The organism is Bacillus lumedeiriae (assembly GCF_044891285.1).
Lineage (GTDB): Bacteria > Bacillota > Bacilli > Bacillales > Domibacillaceae > Pseudobacillus > Pseudobacillus lumedeiriae.
In genome coordinates this window covers 160,654-183,372 of record NZ_JAUIYO010000006.1, presented here as the reverse complement: position 1 = coordinate 183,372, position 22,719 = coordinate 160,654, and the positions used below count along the sequence as shown (strand labels likewise).

Annotated in this window: 20 protein-coding genes, 1 rRNA gene and 1 riboswitch; all 21 genes read left to right on the top strand. The window is 43.8% G+C overall.

All coding sequences use genetic code 11. From position 1 onward, the window contains the following. Window positions 1-5: 5 nt before the first annotated feature. The 21 genes from rrf to ligA all read left to right on the top strand — a co-directional run bounded on the left by rrf (window position 6) and on the right by ligA (window position 22,713). Window positions 6-121: ribosomal RNA gene (rrf, locus tag QYG89_RS10445) — 5S ribosomal RNA — on the top strand. Between the two features lie 179 nt (window positions 122-300). Further along, window positions 301-843 carry a DUF2179 domain-containing protein gene (locus QYG89_RS10440; RefSeq protein ID WP_404316958.1) on the top strand — a complete coding sequence of 181 codons (543 nt, stop codon included), beginning with the start codon at window positions 301-303 and terminating at the stop codon, window positions 841-843. Further along, window positions 840-1,034, top strand: coding sequence for an NETI motif-containing protein (locus QYG89_RS10435; protein WP_404316957.1), 195 nt, complete (start codon window positions 840-842; stop codon window positions 1,032-1,034). The genes QYG89_RS10440 and QYG89_RS10435 overlap by 4 nt, the downstream gene beginning before the upstream one ends. 76 nt (window positions 1,035-1,110) lie before the next feature. Next, window positions 1,111-1,212, top strand: a riboswitch (purine riboswitch). A 115-nt stretch (window positions 1,213-1,327) separates the two neighbouring features. Next, window positions 1,328-1,816 carry a 5-(carboxyamino)imidazole ribonucleotide mutase gene (purE, locus tag QYG89_RS10430; RefSeq protein WP_404316955.1) on the top strand — a complete coding sequence of 163 codons (489 nt, stop codon included), beginning with the start codon at window positions 1,328-1,330 and terminating at the stop codon, window positions 1,814-1,816. After that, window positions 1,809-2,945, top strand: coding sequence for a 5-(carboxyamino)imidazole ribonucleotide synthase (gene purK, locus QYG89_RS10425; RefSeq protein WP_404316976.1), 1,137 nt, complete (start codon window positions 1,809-1,811; stop codon window positions 2,943-2,945). Before purE ends, purK begins: the two co-directional genes overlap by 8 nt. Before the next feature lie 15 nt (window positions 2,946-2,960). Beyond that, window positions 2,961-4,262, top strand: a complete 1,302-nt coding sequence (gene purB / locus QYG89_RS10420) for an adenylosuccinate lyase (RefSeq protein ID WP_404316953.1) — start codon at window positions 2,961-2,963, stop codon at window positions 4,260-4,262. A 77-nt stretch (window positions 4,263-4,339) separates the two neighbouring features. Next, window positions 4,340-5,059 (top strand): phosphoribosylaminoimidazolesuccinocarboxamide synthase, encoded by a 720-nt coding sequence (purC, locus tag QYG89_RS10415; protein WP_404316950.1) that lies wholly within the window; start codon window positions 4,340-4,342, stop codon window positions 5,057-5,059. Further along, entirely contained in the window at window positions 5,052-5,306 is a 255-nt protein-coding gene (purS, locus tag QYG89_RS10410; protein WP_404316948.1) for a phosphoribosylformylglycinamidine synthase subunit PurS, read from the top strand. The genes purC and purS overlap by 8 nt, the downstream gene beginning before the upstream one ends. Continuing rightward, window positions 5,303-5,986, top strand: a complete 684-nt coding sequence (gene purQ, locus QYG89_RS10405; RefSeq protein WP_404316946.1) for a phosphoribosylformylglycinamidine synthase subunit PurQ — start codon at window positions 5,303-5,305, stop codon at window positions 5,984-5,986. The genes purS and purQ overlap by 4 nt, the downstream gene beginning before the upstream one ends. Further along, window positions 5,970-8,204, top strand: coding sequence for a phosphoribosylformylglycinamidine synthase subunit PurL (purL, locus tag QYG89_RS10400; protein ID WP_404316944.1), 2,235 nt, complete (start codon window positions 5,970-5,972; stop codon window positions 8,202-8,204). Before purQ ends, purL begins: the two co-directional genes overlap by 17 nt. Next, a complete protein-coding gene (gene purF, locus QYG89_RS10395; RefSeq protein ID WP_404316942.1) occupies window positions 8,180-9,601 on the top strand; it encodes an amidophosphoribosyltransferase in 1,422 nt (473 codons plus the stop codon). The genes purL and purF overlap by 25 nt, the downstream gene beginning before the upstream one ends. A 49-nt stretch (window positions 9,602-9,650) precedes the next feature. Beyond that, window positions 9,651-10,676, top strand: coding sequence for a phosphoribosylformylglycinamidine cyclo-ligase (gene purM / locus QYG89_RS10390; protein WP_404316940.1), 1,026 nt, complete (start codon window positions 9,651-9,653; stop codon window positions 10,674-10,676). 14 nt (window positions 10,677-10,690) lie between these two features. After that, a complete protein-coding gene (gene purN, locus QYG89_RS10385) occupies window positions 10,691-11,281 on the top strand; it encodes a phosphoribosylglycinamide formyltransferase (protein WP_404316974.1) in 591 nt (196 codons plus the stop codon). Next, entirely contained in the window at window positions 11,278-12,813 is a 1,536-nt protein-coding gene (purH, locus tag QYG89_RS10380) for a bifunctional phosphoribosylaminoimidazolecarboxamide formyltransferase/IMP cyclohydrolase (protein WP_404316939.1), read from the top strand. The genes purN and purH overlap by 4 nt, the downstream gene beginning before the upstream one ends. A 19-nt stretch (window positions 12,814-12,832) precedes the next feature. Continuing rightward, entirely contained in the window at window positions 12,833-14,107 is a 1,275-nt protein-coding gene (gene purD, locus QYG89_RS10375) for a phosphoribosylamine--glycine ligase (RefSeq protein ID WP_404316937.1), read from the top strand. Between the two features lie 203 nt (window positions 14,108-14,310). Then, window positions 14,311-16,050, top strand: coding sequence for an adenine deaminase C-terminal domain-containing protein (locus tag QYG89_RS10370; protein WP_404316936.1), 1,740 nt, complete (start codon window positions 14,311-14,313; stop codon window positions 16,048-16,050). 33 nt (window positions 16,051-16,083) lie between these two features. After that, on the top strand, window positions 16,084-17,106 hold the full coding sequence (locus QYG89_RS10365) for a DUF3048 domain-containing protein (protein WP_404316934.1): 1,023 nt from the start codon (window positions 16,084-16,086) through the stop codon (window positions 17,104-17,106). A gap of 21 nt (window positions 17,107-17,127) precedes the next feature. Further along, the gene (locus QYG89_RS10360; protein WP_404316932.1) at window positions 17,128-17,427 is read left to right on the top strand and encodes a YerC/YecD family TrpR-related protein; all 300 of its coding nucleotides are present in this window, start codon (window positions 17,128-17,130) and stop codon (window positions 17,425-17,427) included. A 332-nt stretch (window positions 17,428-17,759) separates the two neighbouring features. After that, window positions 17,760-18,452, top strand: coding sequence for a heptaprenylglyceryl phosphate synthase (locus tag QYG89_RS10355; protein ID WP_404316930.1), 693 nt, complete (start codon window positions 17,760-17,762; stop codon window positions 18,450-18,452). Between the two features lie 35 nt (window positions 18,453-18,487). Next, on the top strand, window positions 18,488-20,689 hold the full coding sequence (pcrA, locus tag QYG89_RS10350) for a DNA helicase PcrA (RefSeq protein WP_404316928.1): 2,202 nt from the start codon (window positions 18,488-18,490) through the stop codon (window positions 20,687-20,689). A 17-nt stretch (window positions 20,690-20,706) separates the two neighbouring features. Next, the gene (ligA, locus tag QYG89_RS10345) at window positions 20,707-22,713 is read left to right on the top strand and encodes an NAD-dependent DNA ligase LigA (RefSeq protein WP_404316927.1); all 2,007 of its coding nucleotides are present in this window, start codon (window positions 20,707-20,709) and stop codon (window positions 22,711-22,713) included. The last annotated feature ends 6 nt before the right edge of the window (window positions 22,714-22,719 follow it).

The following is a 22,719-nucleotide window of genomic DNA, read 5'->3' as shown; positions in this document are numbered from 1 at the left end:
TACAGTCTGGTGGCGATAGCGAAGAGGTCACACCCGTTCCCATACCGAACACGGAAGTTAAGCTCTTCAGCGCCGATGGTAGTTGGGGGCTTCCCCCTGTGAGAGTAGGACGCTGCCAGGCAAACGACAAAAAGAACAGCTAAAGCTGTTCTTTTTTTTATATCGGATAACTAGCTGGAGAAAGATGAATGTTTTCAGCTTTTCTTCTTCTTTTTTCTCCACATAAATTGTGATAAACTTACGTCATTATTTGAAAGATAATTTGAAAGATTATTAGTCTTTATTTAAAGGAGGGGCCTTATGCTAGGGAATGGATTAGTTATGGTATTAATTATTTTAATTATCAATGTTTGTTATGTATCATTCTTTACGATTCGGATGATTTTAACATTAAAGGGATACCGCTATGTTGCTGCCTTTGTCAGTATGATTGAAATTGTGATTTATATCGTTGGGCTTGGACTTGTGCTTGATAATTTAAATGAAATTCAAAATGTCATTGCGTACGCTGTTGGTTATGGTTTAGGAGTTATTGCTGGAATGAAATTGGAGGAGAAGCTGGCACTCGGCTATATTACAGTGAATGTAATTACAAAAGAGTATGATAAAGATTTACCAAAACAGTTGCGGGAACAAGGGTATGGAGTGACAACCTGGGCCGCGAATGGGCTTGAGGGTGATCGGATGGCTCTGCAAATCTTAACGCCAAGAAAATATGAATTAAAGCTATACAGCCAGATTAAAGAATTAGATCCTAAAGCATTTATTATTGCATATGAGCCTAAAACGATTCATGGCGGATTTTGGGTGAAAAGTGTAAAAAAAGGGAAGTTGGCGGAATGAGTAAAAAGAAAACGTTTTATGTACAGGAAAATGAAACAATTGATCAATGTCTGGAACGCATGAAACAGGAAGGGTATGTACCTATTAGGAGAATGGAGCGCCCTGTGTTTAAAGAAGAAATGATCAATAAGGAGAAGAAATATACGCCAATTGGCAGAGAAATCGTTTTTGAAGGGAAAATGATGCTCTAAACACGAACATTAAAAAATGAAAAAATATAATTGTTCGATTTTTTGTTGACAATATACTTTTATGCTTGTTAAGATGTAGATGACAAATACGGTGCCTCATATAATAGCGGGAATATGGCCTGCAAGTTTCTACCCGATTACCGTAAATAATCGGACTATGGGGAAAGTATAACTTATCTGGAGCAAATCCATTCTTAACGAGCTTTTTGCCCAGGTGAGCTGCTTTCTCTTATGAGAGATCAGCATCTCATCTGGGCTTTTTATATGTGACTAATTACTTTGGGGGGTCAATCATGTCAGTAGAAGTTGGCGTAATAATGGGAAGTACCTCTGACTGGGAAACGATGAAGAATGCTTGTGACATTCTGGAAGAACTAGGGATCTCTTTTGAGAAAAAAGTAGTGTCTGCGCACCGCACACCAGATTTAATGTTTCAATACGCTGAACAAGCGAGAGAACGGGGTATCAAAGTGATTATTGCCGGTGCAGGCGGAGCAGCCCATCTTCCAGGAATGGTTGCGGCAAAAACAACATTGCCGGTTATTGGTGTGCCGGTTCAGTCTAAGGCATTGAACGGGATGGATTCCTTGCTGTCAATCGTACAGATGCCAGGAGGTGTGCCGGTGGCAACTGTAGCCATTGGTAAAGCTGGTGCGGTGAACGCTGGTTTGTTGGCAGCACAAATATTATCTATTACGAATAAAGAAATAGCCTCCAAACTTGAAGAACGGCGTCAAAAACTTGAAGAAACTGTACTGGAAAGTAGTGATCAACTTGTCTAGACAAATGATTAAACCAGGTCAAACAATTGGGATTATTGGCGGCGGACAGCTTGGCCGGATGATGGCGCTTGCCGCAAAGGCAGCGGGATTCAAAATTGCTGTTCTCGAACCAGGAGAAAACTCTCCATGCGGGCAGGTAGCTGATATTGAAATCAATGCTTCTTACGATGATCAAGCAGCACTGAATAAGCTTGCTGAAGTCAGTGATGTGATTACTTATGAATTTGAAAATATAGATTACGACGGCTTAAAGAAACTGCAGGAAATCGCATTTATTCCGCAGGGAGCAGAGCTGATCAAAGTTACGCAAAACCGTGTAGCAGAAAAAGAAGCAATTGCCAATGCGGGTGTTCCAGTAGCTCCTTACGCGGTGATTACTGAAGCTGGAGAGATTTATGATGCAATCGCTCAGCTCGGATATCCTTCTGTCCTAAAAACAGCACGGGGCGGTTACGATGGCAAAGGACAATTCGTCATCAAAGAGGCATCGCAAATTGAAGAGGCGGCTCAGCTTTTAAAGAACGGTGTATGCGTTTTGGAAAAATGGATTTCTTTTGAAAGGGAAATTTCGGTCATTGTGAACCGCAACCTTCAAGGGGAAACAACTTACTTTCCAGTCGGAGAAAATATACATAGAGAAAACATTCTCCATGAAACGATTGTACCGGCAAGGGTATCGGATCATGTAAAAGAGGAAGCGGTAAAAGCAGCAGAAAAAATTGCAGAAGCGCTTGAACTTGTTGGTACACTGGCTGTAGAGATGTTTGTTGGCAAAGATGGGGAGATTTACATTAATGAACTGGCACCTAGACCTCATAATTCAGGGCATTATACCATTGAAGCATGCGACATTTCCCAATTTGGCCAGCACATCCGCGCTATTTGCAACTGGCCGCTGCAAACACCAGAACTGTTGAAACCGGCACTTATGGTTAATATTCTAGGTGAGCATATGGAAGGTATTATGGCAGGGCTGGCTGATCATCCGGAATGGTCTGTTCATTTGTACGGAAAAGCTGAAGCAAAAGTTAAAAGAAAAATGGGACACATAACCATTTTGACAAACGAAATGAATGCCACACTTGAAGAGGTAGAAGCAAGCGGAATCTGGAACAGCGACGGAAACTGATCGGAGGAAAAAGACATGATTGAACGTTATACGCGCCCGGAAATGGGAGCCATCTGGACAGAAGAAAACCGTTATAAAGCTTGGCTGGAAGTAGAAATACTTGCTTGTGAAGCGTGGGCAGAATTAGGTGAAATCCCAAAAGAAGACGTCAAAAAAATTCGTGAACGAGCATCTTTTGATGTGAACCGTATTAAAGAAATTGAAGAAGAAACACGGCATGATGTTGTTGCCTTTACACGTGCAGTATCCGAATCTCTTGGAGAAGAACGGAAATGGGTCCATTATGGACTCACTTCTACAGATGTAGTAGATACAGCCTTATCTTATTTGTTAAAACAGGCAAATACGATCTTAAGAAATGATTTGGAAAACTTTGTTGGAATTCTTCAAGAAAAAGCAAAAGAACATAAATATACGGTCATGATGGGAAGGACACATGGCGTTCATGCAGAACCGACTACATTCGGTTTAAAGATGGCTCTTTGGCATGAGGAAATGAAAAGAAACCTAGAACGCTTTAATCAGGCGGCTGATGGAGTAGAATACGGTAAAATCTCTGGAGCGGTCGGTACGTACGCGAACATTGACCCATTTGTAGAAGAGTATGTATGTAAACAGCTTGGAACGAAGCCGGCACCCATTTCTACACAAACGCTGCAGCGTGACCGTCATGCTCATTACATGAGCACGATCGCTTTAATTGCGGCCTCCATCGAGAAATTTGCTGTCGAAATTCGCGGTTTGCAAAAGAGTGAAACACGAGAAGTGGAAGAGTTCTTTGCAAAAGGACAAAAAGGATCTTCTGCCATGCCGCATAAACGTAATCCCATCGGTTCAGAAAACATGACAGGGCTTGCCCGTGTGATCCGCGGACATATGTTAACGGCTTATGAAAATGTTCCTTTATGGCATGAACGGGATATCTCCCATTCTTCGGCAGAGCGTATTATTTTGCCAGATGCAACGATCGCTTTGAACTATATGTTGAATCGTTTCGGCAACATCGTCAAAAACTTAACCGTCTTTCCTGAGAACATGAAACGCAACATGGATCGGACGCTAGGGTTGATTTATTCACAGCGTGTGCTCCTTGCTTTGATCGATAAAGGCATGGCGCGTGAAGCGGCTTATGACACTGTTCAGCCTAAAGCGATGGAGGCATGGGAGAAACAAGTGCCATTCCGCGGGCTGATTGAAGCCGATGAACAGATCACAGCGAAATTAACAGCTGCAGAAATTGCTGACTGCTTCGATTACAATTATCACTTACAGCACGTAGATACGATCTTTACTCGTCTTGGACTGAATGATGAATAAAATGCAAATACCCGTTGTATGACGGGTATTTGCATGGATGACTGAAGATTGCCATTATTTCTACAGGGGGAATTACATTGGAAAAGGGCTCATTGCTTTATGAGGGGAAAGCGAAACAGATTTACGCAACCGATCAAGAAGATGTTATTTTAGTCTCCTATAAAGACTCAGCTACTGCTTTTAACGGAGAGAAGAAAGCGCAGCTGGAAGGTAAAGGAAGACTAAACAATGAAATCAGCAGTCTTATCTTTTTAAAGCTTAAAGAGCTCAACATTCCGTCACACTTTATCGAGCAGATTTCCGATCATGAGCAGCTCGTTAAACATGTGAGTATTATTCCGCTGGAAGTCGTGACAAGAAATGCCGCGGCTGGAAGCCTAGCTAAACGTTTTGGATTTGAAGAAGGAGAAGCATTTGATCAGCCAATCGTTGAATTCTATTTTAAGGATGATGAACTTGGTGATCCTCTCCTTACTGAAGATCATATTCAAATGTTGAAAGTCGCTTCTAAAGAGGAAGTAGCTGAAATGAAGAAGCAGGCTTTAGCAATTAACGAAGCACTTCTATCCTTGTTCGCAAATATGGAAATTGATTTAATCGATTTTAAAGTCGAGTTCGGAAAAGATAAGCATGGAGCTATTTTGCTCGCTGATGAAATCTCGCCGGACACTTGCCGTCTTTGGGACAAGAAAACGAACCGTAAATTGGATAAAGATATATTCCGCCGTGATTTAGGCGATTTGATAGGGGCATATAAAGAGGTACTAAATAGATTAGGGGGAAATCAGCATGTATAAAGTAAAGGTATTCGTTACGTTAAGAGAAAGTGTATTAGATCCACAAGGGAAAGCTGTTCAACAGTCATTAACAAACCTCGGATATGAAGGTGTACAAGATGTACGCATCGGCAAATATATGGAGTTAGCGATTGATGGAGATCATCAAGAAGTAGAAAAAACAGTACAAGAAGTATGTGAAAAGCTATTATCGAACCCAGTCATTGAAGATTACCGATATGAAATTGAGGAGAGTGTTGAACAGTGAAATTCGCAGTAATCGTGTTCCCAGGCTCCAATTGTGACGTTGATATGTTCCATGCTGTAAAAGACGAACTAGGTGAAGAAGTAGAGTACGTCTGGCATGATGCGGATGATTTAAGCAGCTACGACGGCATTTTACTTCCGGGCGGCTTTTCCTACGGAGATTACCTTCGTTCAGGAGCCATCGCTCACTTATCAAAGGTAATGAACGAAGTGAAAAAAGCAGCAGAAGCAGGAAAGCCAGTTCTTGGTGTGTGTAACGGTTTCCAAATTTTGTTAGAGTCTGGTTTGCTTCCAGGAGCGATGCTTCGCAACAAAGATTTAAAATTTGTTTGCGCTCCTACACAGCTGCAAGTAGAAAATAATGAAACAATGTTCTCTTCTCTATATGAAAAAGGAGAAACAATTACCGTTCCTGTTGCCCATGGGGAAGGAAACTATTACTGTGATGAAGCAACATTAGAGGCGCTTCAATCTAATAATCAAATTGTCTTTACTTATACAAACAACTTTAACGGCAGCCTGCAGGATATTGCTGGCATTGTGAATGAGAAAGGCAATGTTCTTGGAATGATGCCTCATCCAGAGCGGGCAGTGGATGAACTTCTTGGAAGTGCAGACGGATTAAAATTATTTCAATCAATTGTGAAACAATGGAGGGAATCTCATGTCGTTAATGCTTGAGCCTAGTACAGAGCAAATTAAAGAAAAGAAAATTTACCGTGAAATGGGCATGACGGATGAGGAGTTCGCCAAAGCGGAGGGAATTCTAGGACGGACGCCAAACTACACGGAAACAGGTCTTTTTTCTGTTATGTGGTCTGAACACTGCAGTTATAAAAACTCAAAGCCCGTACTTCGTAAATTCCCAGTAACAGGCGAACGTGTTCTTCAGGGTCCTGGAGAGGGCGCGGGAATTGTAGATATTGGTGATGAGCAGGCAGTTGTATTTAAAATCGAAAGCCATAACCATCCATCGGCTATTGAACCATACCAAGGAGCAGCAACAGGTGTTGGGGGGATTATCCGTGACGTTTTCTCCATGGGTGCCCGTCCAGTTGCGATGTTAAATTCATTGCGCTTTGGTGAGCTTGAATCCAGCCGTGTGAAATATTTATTTGAAGAAGTAGTAGCAGGAATTGCAGGCTACGGTAACTGTATCGGTATCCCGACAGTGGGAGGAGAAGTTCAGTTTGACCCTACGTATGAGGGCAACCCACTTGTTAACGCGATGTGTGTTGGATTAATCGATCATAAAGATATTCAAAAAGGCCAAGCAAAAGGTGTCGGCAATACGGTTATGTATGTCGGTGCAAAAACAGGCCGTGACGGAATTCATGGTGCAACTTTTGCTTCAGAAGAATTAAGTGAAGAATCAGAAGAAAAACGCCCAGCTGTTCAAGTAGGCGATCCATTCATGGAAAAGCTGCTTCTTGAAGCTTGTCTTGAACTTGTAAAAAATGACGCGCTTGTTGGTATTCAAGATATGGGAGCGGCCGGACTAACAAGTTCTTCAGCTGAAATGGCAAGTAAAGCAGGTTCAGGTATTGAAATGGACCTTGATTTCGTACCGCAGCGTGAAACAGGTATGACGCCTTATGAAATGATGCTTTCAGAATCACAAGAGCGGATGCTGATCGTTATTAAAAAAGGCCGTGAAAAAGAAATCGAAGACCTTTTCGCAAAATATGGCCTTGAAGCAGCGACGGTCGGCCGCGTAACAGATGACGGCATGCTTCGTCTTCTTCATAAAGGTGAAGTAGTCGCAGAAGTACCTGCCGATGCCCTTGCAGAAGACGCACCAGTATATCATAAGCCGTCACAAGAACCAGCTTACTACCGTGAGTATCAAGCGATGGAGCTTGAAACACCTCAAGTAGACAACTTTAAAGAGACGTTCATTCAACTTCTTTCTCAGCCGACTATTGCGAGCAAAGAGTGGGTTTATGGACAATATGATTACCAAGTACGGACAAACACAGTCGTTGCACCAGGTTCTGATGCTGCGGTGATCCGTGTACGCGGAACGAATAAAGCGTTGGCAATGACAACAGACTGTAACTCCCGCTACTTATATCTTGACCCTGAAACAGGCGGGAAAATTGCTGTAGCGGAAGCAGCACGTAATGTCGTTTGTTCGGGTGGAGAGCCGCTTGCTATTACAGATTGCTTGAACTTCGGAAGTCCAGAAAAACCAGAAATCTTCTGGCAGCTTGAAAAAGCAACGGACGGGATGAGTGAAGCATGTCGAGTACTGAGCACGCCTGTTATCGGCGGAAACGTTTCTCTGTACAACGAAACAAATGGAACAGCTGTGTACCCGACACCAGTTGTTGGAATGGTCGGGTTAATTAAAGATATCGCTCACATTACAACGCAAAGCTTTAAACAAGCAGGCGATCTTGTTTACATCATTGGAGAAACAGCAGCTGAATTTGGCGGAAGCGAATTGCAAAAGCTGCAAAATGGCGGGAAAATCTTCGGAAAATCGCCAGATCTTGATTTAGCAGTAGAACAAAGCAGACAAGCATCGTTGCTAAAAGCGATTCAAGCAGGTACAGTGCAGTCAGCACATGATGTCGCTGAAGGCGGATTTGCGGTCGCTCTTGCAGAAAAAGCTTTCGGCACAGGCCTTGGAGCAAATGTAGCACTGGCTGAAAACATTGAGAAAACAGCAGCTCTATTCAGTGAAACACAGTCCCGTTTCATCGTTACTGTCAGCAAAGAAAAGCAAGCAGAATTTGAGGCGATTATGACAGAAGCAGCGTTAATTGGGGAAGTAACAGAAGCAGCGGACCTAGTGATTAAACAACAAAATGAAACAATCATCGAAGCAGAGGTCAGTGAACTAGAACAGGCCTGGAAAGGAGCTATCCCATGCTTGCTGAAATCAGAGGCTTAAACGAAGAGTGTGGCGTGTTTGGCGTATGGGGACATGAAGATGCAGCGCAAATTACTTATTATGGGCTGCAAAGTTTACAGCACCGCGGCCAAGAAGGTGCCGGAATCGTCGTAACAGACGGCAAAAAAATCCGAGGTATCAAAGGGGAAGGGCTCGTAACTGAAGTATTTAATCAAGAAAAAGTTCGGGAATTACCTGGTTTTGGTGCCATTGGTCATGTGAGATATACAACAGCAGGAGGAGGCGGATATGAAAATGTCCAGCCGCTGCTGTTTCATTCACAATCGGGCAGCCTAGCCCTCGCGCATAACGGCAATCTAATTAATGCGACATCATTAAGACACCAGCTTGAAGGGCAAGGGAGTATTTTCCAAACGACTTCAGATACAGAAGTATTGGCTCATTTAATTCGCCGCGGCGGATTTGGTACGATGAAAGATCAAATGAAACACGCTCTATCGATGCTAAAAGGGGCGTATGCGTTTCTTGTCATGACAGAAAATGAACTGTTGGTAGCACTTGATCCAAATGGACTGCGCCCGCTGTCACTTGGTCAGCTAGGTGATTCATTTTGCGTGGCTTCTGAAACGTGTGCGTTTGATCTCATCGGTGCGAAGTTCATTCGTGACGTGGAGCCGGGGGAACTGTTAATTATCAATAAAGACGGAGTGCAGTCTGAACGTTTTGCCCTCGCGACAAAACAGGCGATCTGTGCAATGGAATACATCTACTTTTCTCGTCCGGACAGCGATATTCATGGCATTAACGTCCATAGCGCGAGAAAGCGCCTTGGTATTCAGCTTGCTAAAGAAGTAAATATTGAAGCAGACGTTGTTACAGGAGTACCAGATTCAAGTATTTCAGCCGCCATTGGATTTGCGGAGGCATCCGGTATTCCTTATGAAATGGGATTAATTAAAAACCGTTATATCGGCCGGACATTTATCCAGCCTTCACAATCTTTGCGCGAGCAAGGTGTAAAAATGAAATTATCACCTGTCCGCGGTGTCGTAGAAGGCAAGCGGGTAGTCATGGTTGATGATTCTATTGTCCGCGGTACAACAAGCAGACGAATCGTAAAAATGCTAAAAGATGCTGGTGCGGCGGAAGTACACGTATGCATCAGTTCACCACCGATTAAAAATCCTTGCTATTACGGCATTGATACGTCTACAAAGGCAGAGCTTATCTCAGCTTCTCATACGGATGAAGAATTAAGACAATTAATTGGAGCGGATTCCTTAACATTTTTAAGCGTTGAAGGAATGATTGAAGCGATTGGACACGAAAAGCAAAACGGTCATTGCGGTCAATGTCTTGCTTGCTTTACAGGAGATTATCCAACAGAAATCCATCCGGAGACGGTGCACCCGCACGATAAAGAATTAATGTACTAATGAAGGAAAAGTGAGTTGTTTTTAAGAGTGAATAAGGGGGAGCATGTAAATGTCTAAGGCATATGAAGCGGCAGGAGTAAATATTGAAGCAGGTTACGAAGCCGTTGAGCGGATGAAAAAACATGTCAAGCGCACAAACCGCGCGGGCGTGATGGGAGCGCTCGGCAGTTTCGGAGGTATGTTTGACTTATCTACTGTCAATGTGAAAGAACCTGTATTAGTATCAGGTACGGATGGAGTAGGTACGAAGCTAAAGCTTGCTTTTATGATGGACCGTCATGATACGATCGGTATTGATTGTGTAGCAATGTGCGTCAATGACGTTATTGTTCAAGGAGCAGAACCGTTATATTTCCTTGATTACATTGCTTGCGGTCAAGCATTGCCTGAAAAGATCGAACAAATTGTAAAAGGTGTTGCTGACGGCTGCGAACAGGCGGGCTGCGCATTAATCGGCGGAGAGACAGCCGAAATGCCTGGAATGTACAGCGATGGTGAATACGATATTGCTGGCTTTACAACAGGAGTCGCAGAGAAAAGTAAGTTGATTACTGGTGAAAATATCCAAGACGGAGATGTCATCATCGGACTGCCATCGAGCGGATTGCACAGCAACGGATTTTCACTCGTTAGAAAAATCTTCTTTGAAAACCATCAGCTTTCACCAGAAGCAGAGCTTGAAGAATTGTCAGCTCCGCTTGGCGAAGTGCTGCTAACACCAACTAAAATTTATGTTAAACCAGTTCTTGAAGTACTGAAAGAAATGGACATCAAAGGAATGGCCCACATTACGGGCGGCGGGTTCATTGAAAACATTCCACGTGCATTGCCTGAAGGATTAGGCGCAGAAATCAAAGAAGGAACATGGGATATTCCAGAAGTTTTCCAAGCGTTAAAAACATACGGAGAGCTTGAGTTTAAAGAAATGTATAACATTTTCAACATGGGGATTGGACTTGTTATGATCGTATCTGCCGCTAATGAAGACAAGGCGAAACAGTTAATTGCGCAAGCAGGGGAGAAAGCTTATACAATTGGACGCATTATCTCGGGAGAAGGAGTTCAATTTAAGTGATGAATAAGGGGAAAATAAGCCGCATCGCTTTATTTGCTTCTGGCAGCGGAAGTAATTTTCAAGTGATTGCGGAAGCCATTCAACGAGGGGATATTTCGGCCGATATTGCAATATTAGTTTGTGATCAGCCGGATGCATATGTGATCAAGCGGGCGGAGCAGCTTCAAATCCCGGTGTTTTCTTTCCGGGCCAAAGATTATTCATCGAAAGTAGAATTTGAAACAAAAATAGTTGATAAACTCCGGGAAGCCGGAGTTGACTTTATTTTTCTAGCCGGATACATGCGTTTAATCGGAGAGACGCTTTTACGTGCGTATGGCGGGAAAATCGTCAATATTCACCCTTCATTGCTGCCGGCGTTTCCAGGAAAAGATGCGATTGGCCAAGCATTTAATGCCCGGGTGAAGATTACGGGAGTGACTGTCCACTTTGTTGATGAAGGAATGGACACCGGGCCAATCATCGACCAGGAAAGTGTTCGGGTCGCAGAGGATGAAACAAGAGAATCTCTGCAGGAGAAAATTCAGAAAATTGAACACACACTTTATCCAAGAGTTATTAAAAATCTGTTAACTAAAGCAGTTGTGGAGGGAACGAAGAAATGAAAAAACGCGCTTTACTTAGTGTGTCAGATAAAAGCGGCATCGTAGATTTAGCAAAAGAACTGATCGCTTTAGACTTTGAGATTATTTCTACAGGCGGTACGAAAAAAATGATCGAAGAAGCGGGACTGCCTGTCATGAGCGTCAGCGACGTAACAGGATTCCCGGAAATTCTTGAAGGCCGCGTGAAAACATTGAATCCGTTTATCCATGGCGGTCTTCTAGCGAAACGAGACGAAGCGAATCACGCTAAACAGCTGGAAGAACAGAACATTACACCGATTCACCTTGTGTGCGTGAATTTGTATCCATTCCAGCAAACGATCGCGAAACCAGATGTCACAGTTGAAGATGCGATTGAAAACATCGACATCGGCGGACCTGCGATGCTGCGTGCCTCTGCAAAAAACCATGAGTATGTAACTGTGCTTGTTGATTCAGCAGATTATCCAGAAGTTTTAGCAGAGCTAAAAGCAACCGGAGAAACAACAAAAGAAACGAGAAGAAAGCTTGCTGCAAAAGTATTCCGTCATACGGCTGCTTATGATGCGATGATCGCTCGTTACATGACAGAACTAGTAGACGAAAAACAGCCGGAAAAAATGACGTTTACATACGAATTAAAGCAATCTCTTCGTTACGGGGAAAACCCGCATCAGGAAGCTGCTTTTTATGAGCAGCCGCTCGGTTCTGCTTTTTCAGTCGCTCGCGCGAAGCAGCTGCATGGGAAAGAGCTGTCTTATAACAATATCCGTGATGCAGATGCTGCTTTACAAATTGTTAAAGAATTCTCTGAGCCGGCAGCAGTCGCGATTAAGCATATGAACCCATGCGGAGTGGGTGCAGGCAGTACGATTCAAGAAGCTTACGAACGTGCTTATGAAGCGGATCCGACTTCTATTTTTGGCGGAATTGTTGCATTGAACCGTCCTGTTGATGAAGCACTTGCTCAAAAACTACATGAAATTTTCCTAGAAATCATTATTGCACCATCATTTACAGAGGAAGCACTAGCTATTTTAACAGCGAAGAAAAATATCCGTTTATTAACTCTTTCATTTGATAAAGGCAACGAAAGTGAAAAAGTACTGACATCGGTTGAAGGCGGCCTGCTCGTTCAAGACCTTGACCTTCATTCACTTGACAATGCCGACATTCGCGTTGTAACAAAACGTGAGCCGACTGAAGAAGAATGGAAAGCTCTTAAACTTGGCTGGAAAGTAGTCAAACACGTGAAATCAAATGCAATTGTCGTTACAGATGACAAGATGACTCTTGGAGTTGGAGCGGGACAAATGAACCGTGTCGGTGCAGCGAAAATTGCTCTTGAACAGGCGGGTGAAAAAGCAAATGGAGCAGCTCTTGCTTCTGATGCATTCTTCCCAATGGACGATACAGTAGAAGCCGCAGCGAAAGCAGGCATCACAGCAATTATTCAGCCGGGCGGATCTGTTAGAGATGAAGATTCGATCAAAAAAGCGGACGAATATGGCATTGCCATGGTTATGACTGGTATTAGACATTTTAAACATTAATCAAGCGGGGTGGATGAAAATGAACATTCTTGTTGTTGGCCGTGGAGGCAGAGAACATGCAATTTGTAAGAAGCTGGCGGCAAGTCCGCAAGTGAAACAAGTCTTTTGTGCTCCGGGCAATGCAGGGATTGCACGGGACGCTGAAATCGTATCGATCGATGAGATGGATTTTGCTGCATTGAGTGAATTTGCGGCTAGCAATCATATCGATCTAACGTTTGTCGGCCCTGAAAATCCGCTTTCTGCTGGAATTGTGGATTATTTTCAAGAAAAAGGCTTAAAGGTGTATGGACCGAACAAATCAGCAGCAGAGCTGGAAGGCAGTAAGTCTTTTGCTAAAATGATGATGGAAAAGTACAACATTCCTACTGCCCGCTATGCTGCATTTGACGAATATGAAGCTGCAAAAGCCTATATCGAAGAGCAGGGAGCACCGATCGTACTAAAAGCAGATGGGCTTGCAGCTGGCAAAGGTGTAACGGTCGCGATGACGCTTGAAGAAGCTCTCGACGCTTTAGAAGAATTAATGGTCGCTAAAAAGTTTGGCGAAGCTTCTTCTAAATTAGTGATTGAGCAGTACCTCGAAGGTGAAGAATTCTCCTTGATGGCTTTTGTTAACGGAGAGAATGTCTACCCAATGGAAGCAGCGCAGGATCATAAACGCGCGTTCGATAACGATGAAGGACCGAATACAGGCGGAATGGGCGCTTATTCTCCGATCCCTCATATTTCCCAAAGTGTGATTGAGCAGTCAGTAGAAGAAATTCTGCTTCCAATTGCTAAAGGAATGGTACAAGAAGGGCGCTCATTTACCGGCATTATTTTTGCGGGGTTAATGCTGACAAAAGAAGGGCCAAAAACGATCGAATTTAATGCCCGCTTCGGCGATCCAGAAACACAAGTGGTTCTTCCACGCTTAGAGTCAGATCTTGTTCAAGTCTTTCTTGATGTTCTCGAAGGCAAAGATCCGGAGCTGAAGTGGAAAGACGAGGCCGTTCTTGGCGTTGTGCTTGCGTCAGAAGGTTATCCGGGAGGGTATGAAAAAGGCCATCCAATTAAAGGTTTGGAAAAAGTGGACCCTTCAAGCGTCCTGCATGCAGGAACGATTAAAAATGAAGAAGGTACTATTTGTGCGGATGGCGGCCGTGTATTGCTTGTTACAGGTATCGCTCCTTCTATCCAAGAGGCGAAACAAGAAGCGTACAAAAAAATGGAGAACATTCAAACCGATCACTTTTTCTATCGAAAAGATATTGGCAGCCGGGCAATTGCTAACGCCCAGTCGGCGCAATAATATTCATAAAAAACAAGGCGCTGAAAAGCAGCCTTGTTTTTTTGTAGAGAAAATTATCATATAATAGAGGAGTATGCGAACTTTTTCACATATTGTTCAAAAAAATAAGCATTCTTTAATGCTTTAAACTATAAAATATGTTAAGATGTCAATAATTTAAAATATAGGATGATAGCTTCCCTTCAGGAGGAGTGTTTAAATAAATGTTAGAACAGCGACATCAATGGAAGAATAAACAATTAAGAGAACACGTAGCAGTAGTCAGCGGCGATCGTTCTCCAACACTTGTATTAAAGAATGCCCGTTTCTTGCACTCGGTATTAAAACAGTGGATTACTGCGAATATATGGATATATGAAGATCGCATCGTTTACGTTGGGGAAGAGATGCCTGAAAAGACAAATAAAGCAGAAGTCTACGATTGCAGCGGCAAGACGCTCGTTCCAGGTTATATTGAGCCGCATGTGCATCCTTTTTTGCTTTATAATCCGCACAGCTTTGCTGAGTTTGCAGCCAAAACAGGTACGACCACATGCATCAATGATAACTTAATGTTATTTTTATCGTTAGAAGAAAAGAAAGCGTTTTCTTTGTTAGAGGAATTTCGTTCATTACCTGTCAGCATGTACTGGTGGTGCCGGTATGATGGGCAGACAGAATTAGCGAATGAAGAAGAAGTAGTCTCCAACGCAGCCGTGAAGTCTTGGATCGAGCATGATGCTGTCCTGCAAGGAGGAGAGCTGACAGGCTGGCCGAGGCTGCTAGAAGGCGACGACATGATGCTGCATTGGATTCAGGAAACGAAGCGGCTTCGTAAGAGAATTGAAGGTCATTTCCCAGGCGCCTCTGAAAAAACGCTGACAAAAATGGCTTTGCTTGGGGCAGATAGTGACCACGAATCGATGAGCGGACAAGATGTGTATAAACGCTTGCTTGCTGGCTATATGGTTTCTCTTCGCCATTCCTCGATCCGTCCAGACCTTGAAGTACTGCTTCAAGAGATGAAAGAAATGGGTCTCAACCAATATGACATGATGATGTTTACAACAGATGGAGCGAGCCCGTCTTTTTATGAACAAGGTATTTTGGATTGGATGATTGCTAAAGCTATCGAGCATGATGTTCCGGTGATTGATGCATATCACATGGCCAGCTACAATATAGCAAAATATTATCGCATCGACCATTTGCATGGCATGATCGCGCCGGGGCGGATCGCCAACATTAATATTTTACAAGATGAATTTCATCCTTCGCCAATATCGGTTCTATCAAAAGGGCAATGGTTAAAGAAAGAGGAAGTGACGGCACCATTTCCACAAATAGAGTGGGAGAAGTTTGGCTTCGGTCCATTAATGCTGGATTATAGTCTAGAGGAAGATGATTTGCAGTTTTCCATGCCTTTTGGAATGCAGCTTGTAAATAATGTCATTACAAAACCGTATTCGTTAGAAAGAGATATGTCAGGTGAAGAGATTTCTGCAGAAGATGATGAAAGCTTTTTAGTATTGCTTGACCGTGGCGGCAAATGGCGGGTCAACACAACGCTGAAAGGATTTACATCAAAAGTATCAGGGCTCGCCTCTTCATTTTCTAACACTGGTGATATTATTTTAATTGGGAAGTGCAAGAGTGAAATGGAGCGGGCATTTCATCGAATGAAAGAAATAGGCGGTGGAATTGTGCTTACCGAAAATGAAGAAGTCATCTTTGAAATTCCATTAGAGCTTTCAGGATTAATGTCGACCCAGCCAGTAGAAGCACTCATGAAAGAAGAATCAAAATTGAAAGAACTACTGGCAGAAAGAGGATATTTATATGATGATCCTCTTTATACACTCTTATTTTTATCTTCCACTCACTTGCCTTATATTCGTGTGACACCACAAGGAATGTATGATGTAATGAAGAAAACAGTACTCTTTCCGACTATAATGCGTTAAAATGGTAAAGTAAAAAGCTATGGGAGTTTGTGTATGAGAAAATGGACCATGCTGTTTTTATTGGCGGGCGCTTTGCTTATGAGCGGCTGCTTGGATGGAAAACAGAAAGAAGCTGGAGATCGTGAGCAAGACGTTAGACAAGAAAATAAAAAATATAGCTATACCTTTCCTTTGACAGGGAAACGAACAAATGAGCCTCCAACACGGCGTGCAGCTGCAGTAGTCATTAATAATCACCCACAGGCTCGGCCGCAAACAGGGCTGGCAGCGGCGGATATCGTGTATGAAGTGCCAGTAGAAGGCAATATAACCCGGTTTCTTGCTATTTACCAAAGTGAACAGCCTGAAACAGTGGGACCTGTTCGGAGTGCCAGGGACTATTTCATTGATCTGACGAAAGGATATAACGGCCTCTTTATTGCACATGGATACAGTCCGGAAGCACGGGAGCGGCTTTTGAGTGGAGAGATCGATGAATTAAACGGCATTCAGTATGATGGGAAGGTTTTCAAAAGAGATCCTTCTCGTAAAGCGCCCCACAATTCCTATGTTGATTTTGATAAAATGTATAAAAAAGCGGAAGAAAGAGGATACAGCATAGAAGGAATGCCTGATCGTTTGCACTTCCTAAATACGATAACAGATGCAGGACAAAAAGCAGCAGCTATTCACGTCAATTATTCGAGTCAGCCTGCTTTTCAAGCAGAATATAAATACAGCCCCTCCAAAAAACGCTATGAACGGTTTGTTGGAGGGGAACAGCAGCTAGATAGGGAAACGAAAGAGCCCCTTAGCGCATCCAATGTGTTCATTATCGAAGCCGATCAGCGTGTGATGGATAGTGAAGGCAGGCTTGAGATTGACTTGTTTTCAGGAGGGAATGCATACCTCCTTCAGAACGGAGCTGTTCATAACGTTGAGTGGTCGAACGTGGATGGACGAATTTTACCTTTTAAAGAGGGAACACTTGTGGGGTTTGTAAAAGGAAAAACGTGGATTAACATTATTCCTGCTTCCCAAGGGTTGAGTAAAATGGTCGTTTTAGAAAATAATTAAAAAAGGGGTTTAACTTTCGATATGCAAATTGAAAAGCTGCGTGGAAGGGAACTAGATCAGTTGTTTGAAGCTGTTCTTTCGCTTCGTACTTTAGAAGAATGTTATTTATTTTTCGATGATCTTTGCACAGTTAATGAAATTCAGTCTCTTTCTCAACGATTGGAAGTAGCTCGTATGCTAAAAGAAGGAAAGACGTACCACAAGATCGAAAGCGGCACGGGTGCATCCACAGCTACTATCTCACGTGTGAAACGCTGTCTGAACTATGGAAATGATGCGTATCAGCTCGTTCTTGACCGCTTAAAAGAAAAACAATCATAAAATGAAACAAGGAACTTAGGCTAAGAACGCCACGTCCTGTGGCAGCGCCTGAGTAACCAGCATCCTGTTGGCCCGAATGGATCGGGCGTTTACTGGCAGTTAGATCGCCCGCTTATACTTCTTGGGAATAGCCTGAAGTCTTGAGGTGGGGGGCTTACTGCCAGTTAATGAGGGATAAAATGAAAAGGTCTGGCCTCCGCTGTATAAATTTGTTTATGCAGCGGAGGCCAGACCTTTGTTTTAGCATGAAAGAACAAATGTTATAATGATATGGCGCGAAAAACTGCATAAGCAGCCATAAGCATGGTAAAGGGAATGGAGGAGGTTGTTACATGTATGATGTGCGCGAATGGCGTCATGTATTTAAGTTAGATCCGAATAAAGAAATAGATGATTTAACATTAGAGAAAGTATGCGAATCAGGAACGGATGCGGTCATCATCGGCGGCAGCGATGGGGTCACATTGGAGAACGTGCTGGATTTGATGGCACGCATCCGCCGTTACACCGTACCGTGTGTACTTGAAGTATCGACGATTGAATCCATTACTCCAGGATTTGATTTATATTTCATTCCAATGGTGTTAAATAGCGGACGCACGGAATGGGTCACTGGCCTGCATCATCAGGCGGTGAAAGAGTACGGAGAGCTGATGGATTGGGAAGAAATCTATATGGAAGGGTACTGTATCGCCAATCCGGATTGTAAAGCAGCTAAATTAACAGAAGCAAAAGCATTACTTGACGTAGAAGATATTACTGCTTATGCGATGATGGCCGAAAAAATGTTCCAGCTCCCTCTGTTTTACTTGGAGTATAGCGGAATGTATGGCGATGTATCCGTAGTGAAAGCCGTCCGTCAAACACTGGAGAAAACGACCTTTATTTATGGAGGCGGCATTACGACACCCGATCAGGCAAAAGAAATCGCTCAATATGCTGATGTAGTCGTTGTTGGAAATGCAGTGTACGAAAGATTGGATGAAGCACTTCAAACAGTCGCGGCAGTTAAAAATAGTATATAATAAGAACAAATGTTCCGATGGATGGTGAGAACACAATGCAATTTCTAACTGAAAAACTATTAACCGGTTTGAATCCGCAGCAGCAAGAAGCGGTGAAAGCCACTGAGGGACCGCTTCTCATTATGGCAGGAGCAGGCTCAGGAAAGACGAGAGTGCTGACGCACCGAATTGCTTACTTAATGGTAGAGAAAGGAGTCAATCCTTACAATATTCTTGCGATCACGTTCACAAATAAGGCGGCGCGTGAGATGAAGGACCGGATCGGTGCACTGCTTGGCGGAGCAGCGGAGGATATCTGGATTTCCACATTTCACTCGATGTGTGTACGCATTTTGCGGAGGGACATCGATCGAATAGGCTACAACCGCAACTTTACCATTTTAGACACAACCGATCAGCAGTCGGTTATTAAAGGTGTGTTAAAAGATAAAAATATTGATCCGAAAAAGTTCGACCCGCGCGGCATTTTAGCGGCGATCAGCTCTGCCAAAAACGAATTGATCGATCCTGAAACCTTCAGCAAGCAGCAAGGCGGATACATGGATCAAATCGTCGCTGAAGTGTATACCGAATATCAAAAACGCTTGAAGAAAAATCAAGCCCTAGACTTTGATGATCTAATTATGGTGACGATCCAGCTATTCCAGCGTGTGCCAGAAGTGCTGGAGTTTTATCAGCGGAAGTTTCAATACATTCATGTCGACGAGTATCAGGACACGAATCGAGCTCAATACATGTTAGTAAAGCTTTTAGCAAGCCGCTTTCAGAACTTGTGCGTAGTCGGAGACTCTGACCAGTCCGTCTATGGCTGGCGCGGAGCCGATATTGCTAACATCCTTTCTTTTGAAAAAGATTATCCGCAGTCCCGGTCGATTTTTCTAGAACAAAATTATCGTTCAACGAAGAAGATTTTGCAGGCTGCTAATGAAGTGATTAAAAACAATATGAATCGCAAGCCGAAGAATCTATGGACAGAAAATACGGATGGCCGCAATATTACGTATTTTCGGGGAGACACCCAGCAGACGGAAGCGCAGTTTGTAGCCGGGAAAATCCAAGAGGTAACGGCTGGAGGGAAGCGCAAACGGGCGGATATCGCGATTTTATACCGAACTAATGCTCAGTCTCGTGTAATTGAGGAAGTATTGATGAAATCGAACATCGATTATTCGATTGTCGGCGGCATTAAGTTCTACGATCGTAAAGAGATTAAAGATTTGCTTGCTTATTTGCGTCTCATTGCCAATCCAGCAGACGATATTAGTTTGCAGCGGATCATTAACGTGCCGAAGCGGGGGCTTGGTTCTACTTCTCTTGATAAAATATCACGGTACGCACAGGACAATGATTTAACGATTTACGAGGCGCTTGCGGAAGCGGATTTTATGGGACTGAGTGCGAAAGCAGCGAAAACCGCACTGGAATTTCGGCGGTTAATTGAAACGTACACTCAGCAGCAGGAATATTTAGCCGTTTCTGAATTGGTCGAGGAAGTGCTTGAACGCACAGGTTACCGGGACATGCTGCTGGCTGAGAAAACGATTGAGTCACAAAGCAGACTTGAAAACATCGAAGAGTTTCTGTCTGTAACGAAGAGCTTTGAAGATAATAGCGAAGATAAGAGCTTAGTCGCCTTTTTAACTGATTTGGCATTAGTTGCAGACATTGATCAATTGGGAAAAGAGGAAGAAGTGCAAGACGCGGTCGTTTTGATGACGCTTCATTCTGCGAAAGGGCTGGAATTTCCCGTCGTCTTTTTAATGGGAATGGAAGAAGGGGTCTTTCCGCATAGCCGCTCCTTGATGGATGAAAACGAAATGGAGGAAGAGCGGCGGTTGGCCTACGTTGGCCTGACGAGAGCGGAAGAAGAATTGTATTTAACAAATGCACAAATGCGGACGTTGTATGGGCGGACGAACATGAACCCGGTCTCGCGTTTTATTAGTGAAATTCCAGCGGATTTAATTGATGACCTAGCAGCAAGTCAAAAGGTAAATACATCCTTTGGCTTAAAAACACAGTCTGCCCGCCGTCCGGTTGTGCGCCCACAAGTGAAAACAGCGAATACAGATACAGATTGGCAAGTCGGCGATAAGGCGAGCCATAAAAAATGGGGAACGGGAACAATTGTCAGTGTCAAAGGGAGTGGAGACAGTGTAGAATTAGACATTGCCTTTCCAAGTCCGGTCGGCATTAAGCGTTTATTGGCCCAATTTGCCCCAATTGAAAAAGCGTAAATGAAGGAGTGATCCAGATGGATCTAAAAGCTGCTGAAGAAAGGATACAGGAGCTGCATAATCTATTAAACCAATATAATTATGAATATTATGTGCTGGATCAGCCATCTGTTCCCGACTCTGAATACGACCGCTTAACGCAAGAGCTGCTGGGGCTGGAAGAGAAGTTTCCTGAACTGCAAACACCGGATTCTCCTACTCAGCGTGTAGGAGGCGATGTGCTGGATGCATTTAAAAAAGTACAGCATGATGTCCCGATGCTGAGTCTGGCGAATGCATTTAATGAAGATGATTTGCGTGATTTTGACCGCCGGGTGAAGCAGGCACTAGATGAAGAAAGCTATTCTTATGTATGTGAGCTGAAAATTGACGGCCTAGCTGTTTCTTTAAAATATGAAAATGGGTTATTCGTTCAAGGCTCCACGCGGGGCGACGGTACAGTGGGCGAAGACATTTCGGCTAATCTAAAAACGATTCGCTCTATTCCGCTTCGCATCAAGGAGCCGTATACGATGGAAGTGCGCGGGGAGGCGTTTATGCCGAAGCAATCGTTTATCGCGTTAAATGCGATTAGGGATGAAAAAGGAGAGGAGCCGTTCGCCAACCCCCGCAATGCAGCGGCAGGATCCCTGCGTCAGCTTGACCCGCGCATAGCCGCTTCCCGTAATCTCGATCTTTTCCTGTATGGGGCGGCGGGAGTAGAGGAAGCTGGCATTACATCCCATAGCGAAAGCCTTAATTTGCTGGACAGACTAGGGTTTAAAACGAATAAAGAACGAAAAGTATGCCGCACGATTGATGAAGTCATCCATTATGTCGGCGGCTGGATAGACAAGCGTCCAAAACTGCCATATGAGATTGATGGCATTGTTATCAAAGTAGATTCACTCCAGCAGCAAAAAGAGCTTGGAGCGACAGCCAAAAGTCCGCGCTGGGCGATTGCTTTTAAATTTCCGGCGGAAGAAGTCGTGACGAAATTGACAGGCATCACATTGAGTGTAGGACGGACTGGAGTCGTCACACCGACGGCCTTACTGCAGCCCGTAAAAGTAGCAGGGACAACTGTGCAAAGGGCAACGCTGCACAATGAAGACTTGATCAGAGAAAAAGATATAAAAATCGGTGATTTCGTCGTGATTAAAAAAGCGGGCGACATTATTCCGGAAGTCGTTCATGTGATTGCGGAACGCCGGACAGGAGAAGAAGAAGAGTTTTTCATGCCAACGCACTGTCCGGAGTGTGAAAGTGAACTCGTCCGGCTAGAAGGTGAAGTGGCTCTTCGCTGCATGAATCCGCAGTGTCCGGCGCAAATCCGTGAAGGGATGATCCATTACGTTTCCCGCAATGCGATGAATATCGACGGTTTAGGTGAAAAAGTAATTGCTCAGCTGTATCGAAGCGGTCTCGTTCATGATGTATCCGACTTGTACCAATTGACGAAAAACCAGCTGATCCAGCTTGAAAGAATGGGAGAAAAGTCGGCCGACAACTTATTGAAGGCCATTGAAGCGTCAAAAGACAATTCACTTGAGAAACTCTTATTCGGCCTCGGAATCCGCCATGTCGGAGCGAAAGCAGCAAAAACACTGGCTCAGCATTTTGAAACGATGGAGGCACTCGCGGAAGCCGGCATCGAGAACTTAACGGCTATCCATGAAATCGGTGATAAAATGGCAGAAGCCGCTGTAGCTTATTTTAACCAGCCAGAAGTGAGTGAGCTGATCGCTAAACTAAAGGCAGCCGGGGTGAATATGACATATACAGGGCCGAAACGGGCAGAAGCAGAGACATCTGATTCTTTCTTTGCGGGAAAAACGATCGTGCTGACTGGAAAGCTGTATGAGCTGACACGTAATGAGGCGAAAGAAAGAATTGAAGCCCTCGGCGGAAAAGTAGCTGGCAGTGTCAGTAAAAAAACAGACCTCGTCATTGCAGGTGAAGAAGCGGGCTCCAAGCTAGATAAGGCGGTCCAGCTAAATATTGAAGTTTGGGATGAGCAGAAGTTATTGGATGAACTTAATTAAGTAAGA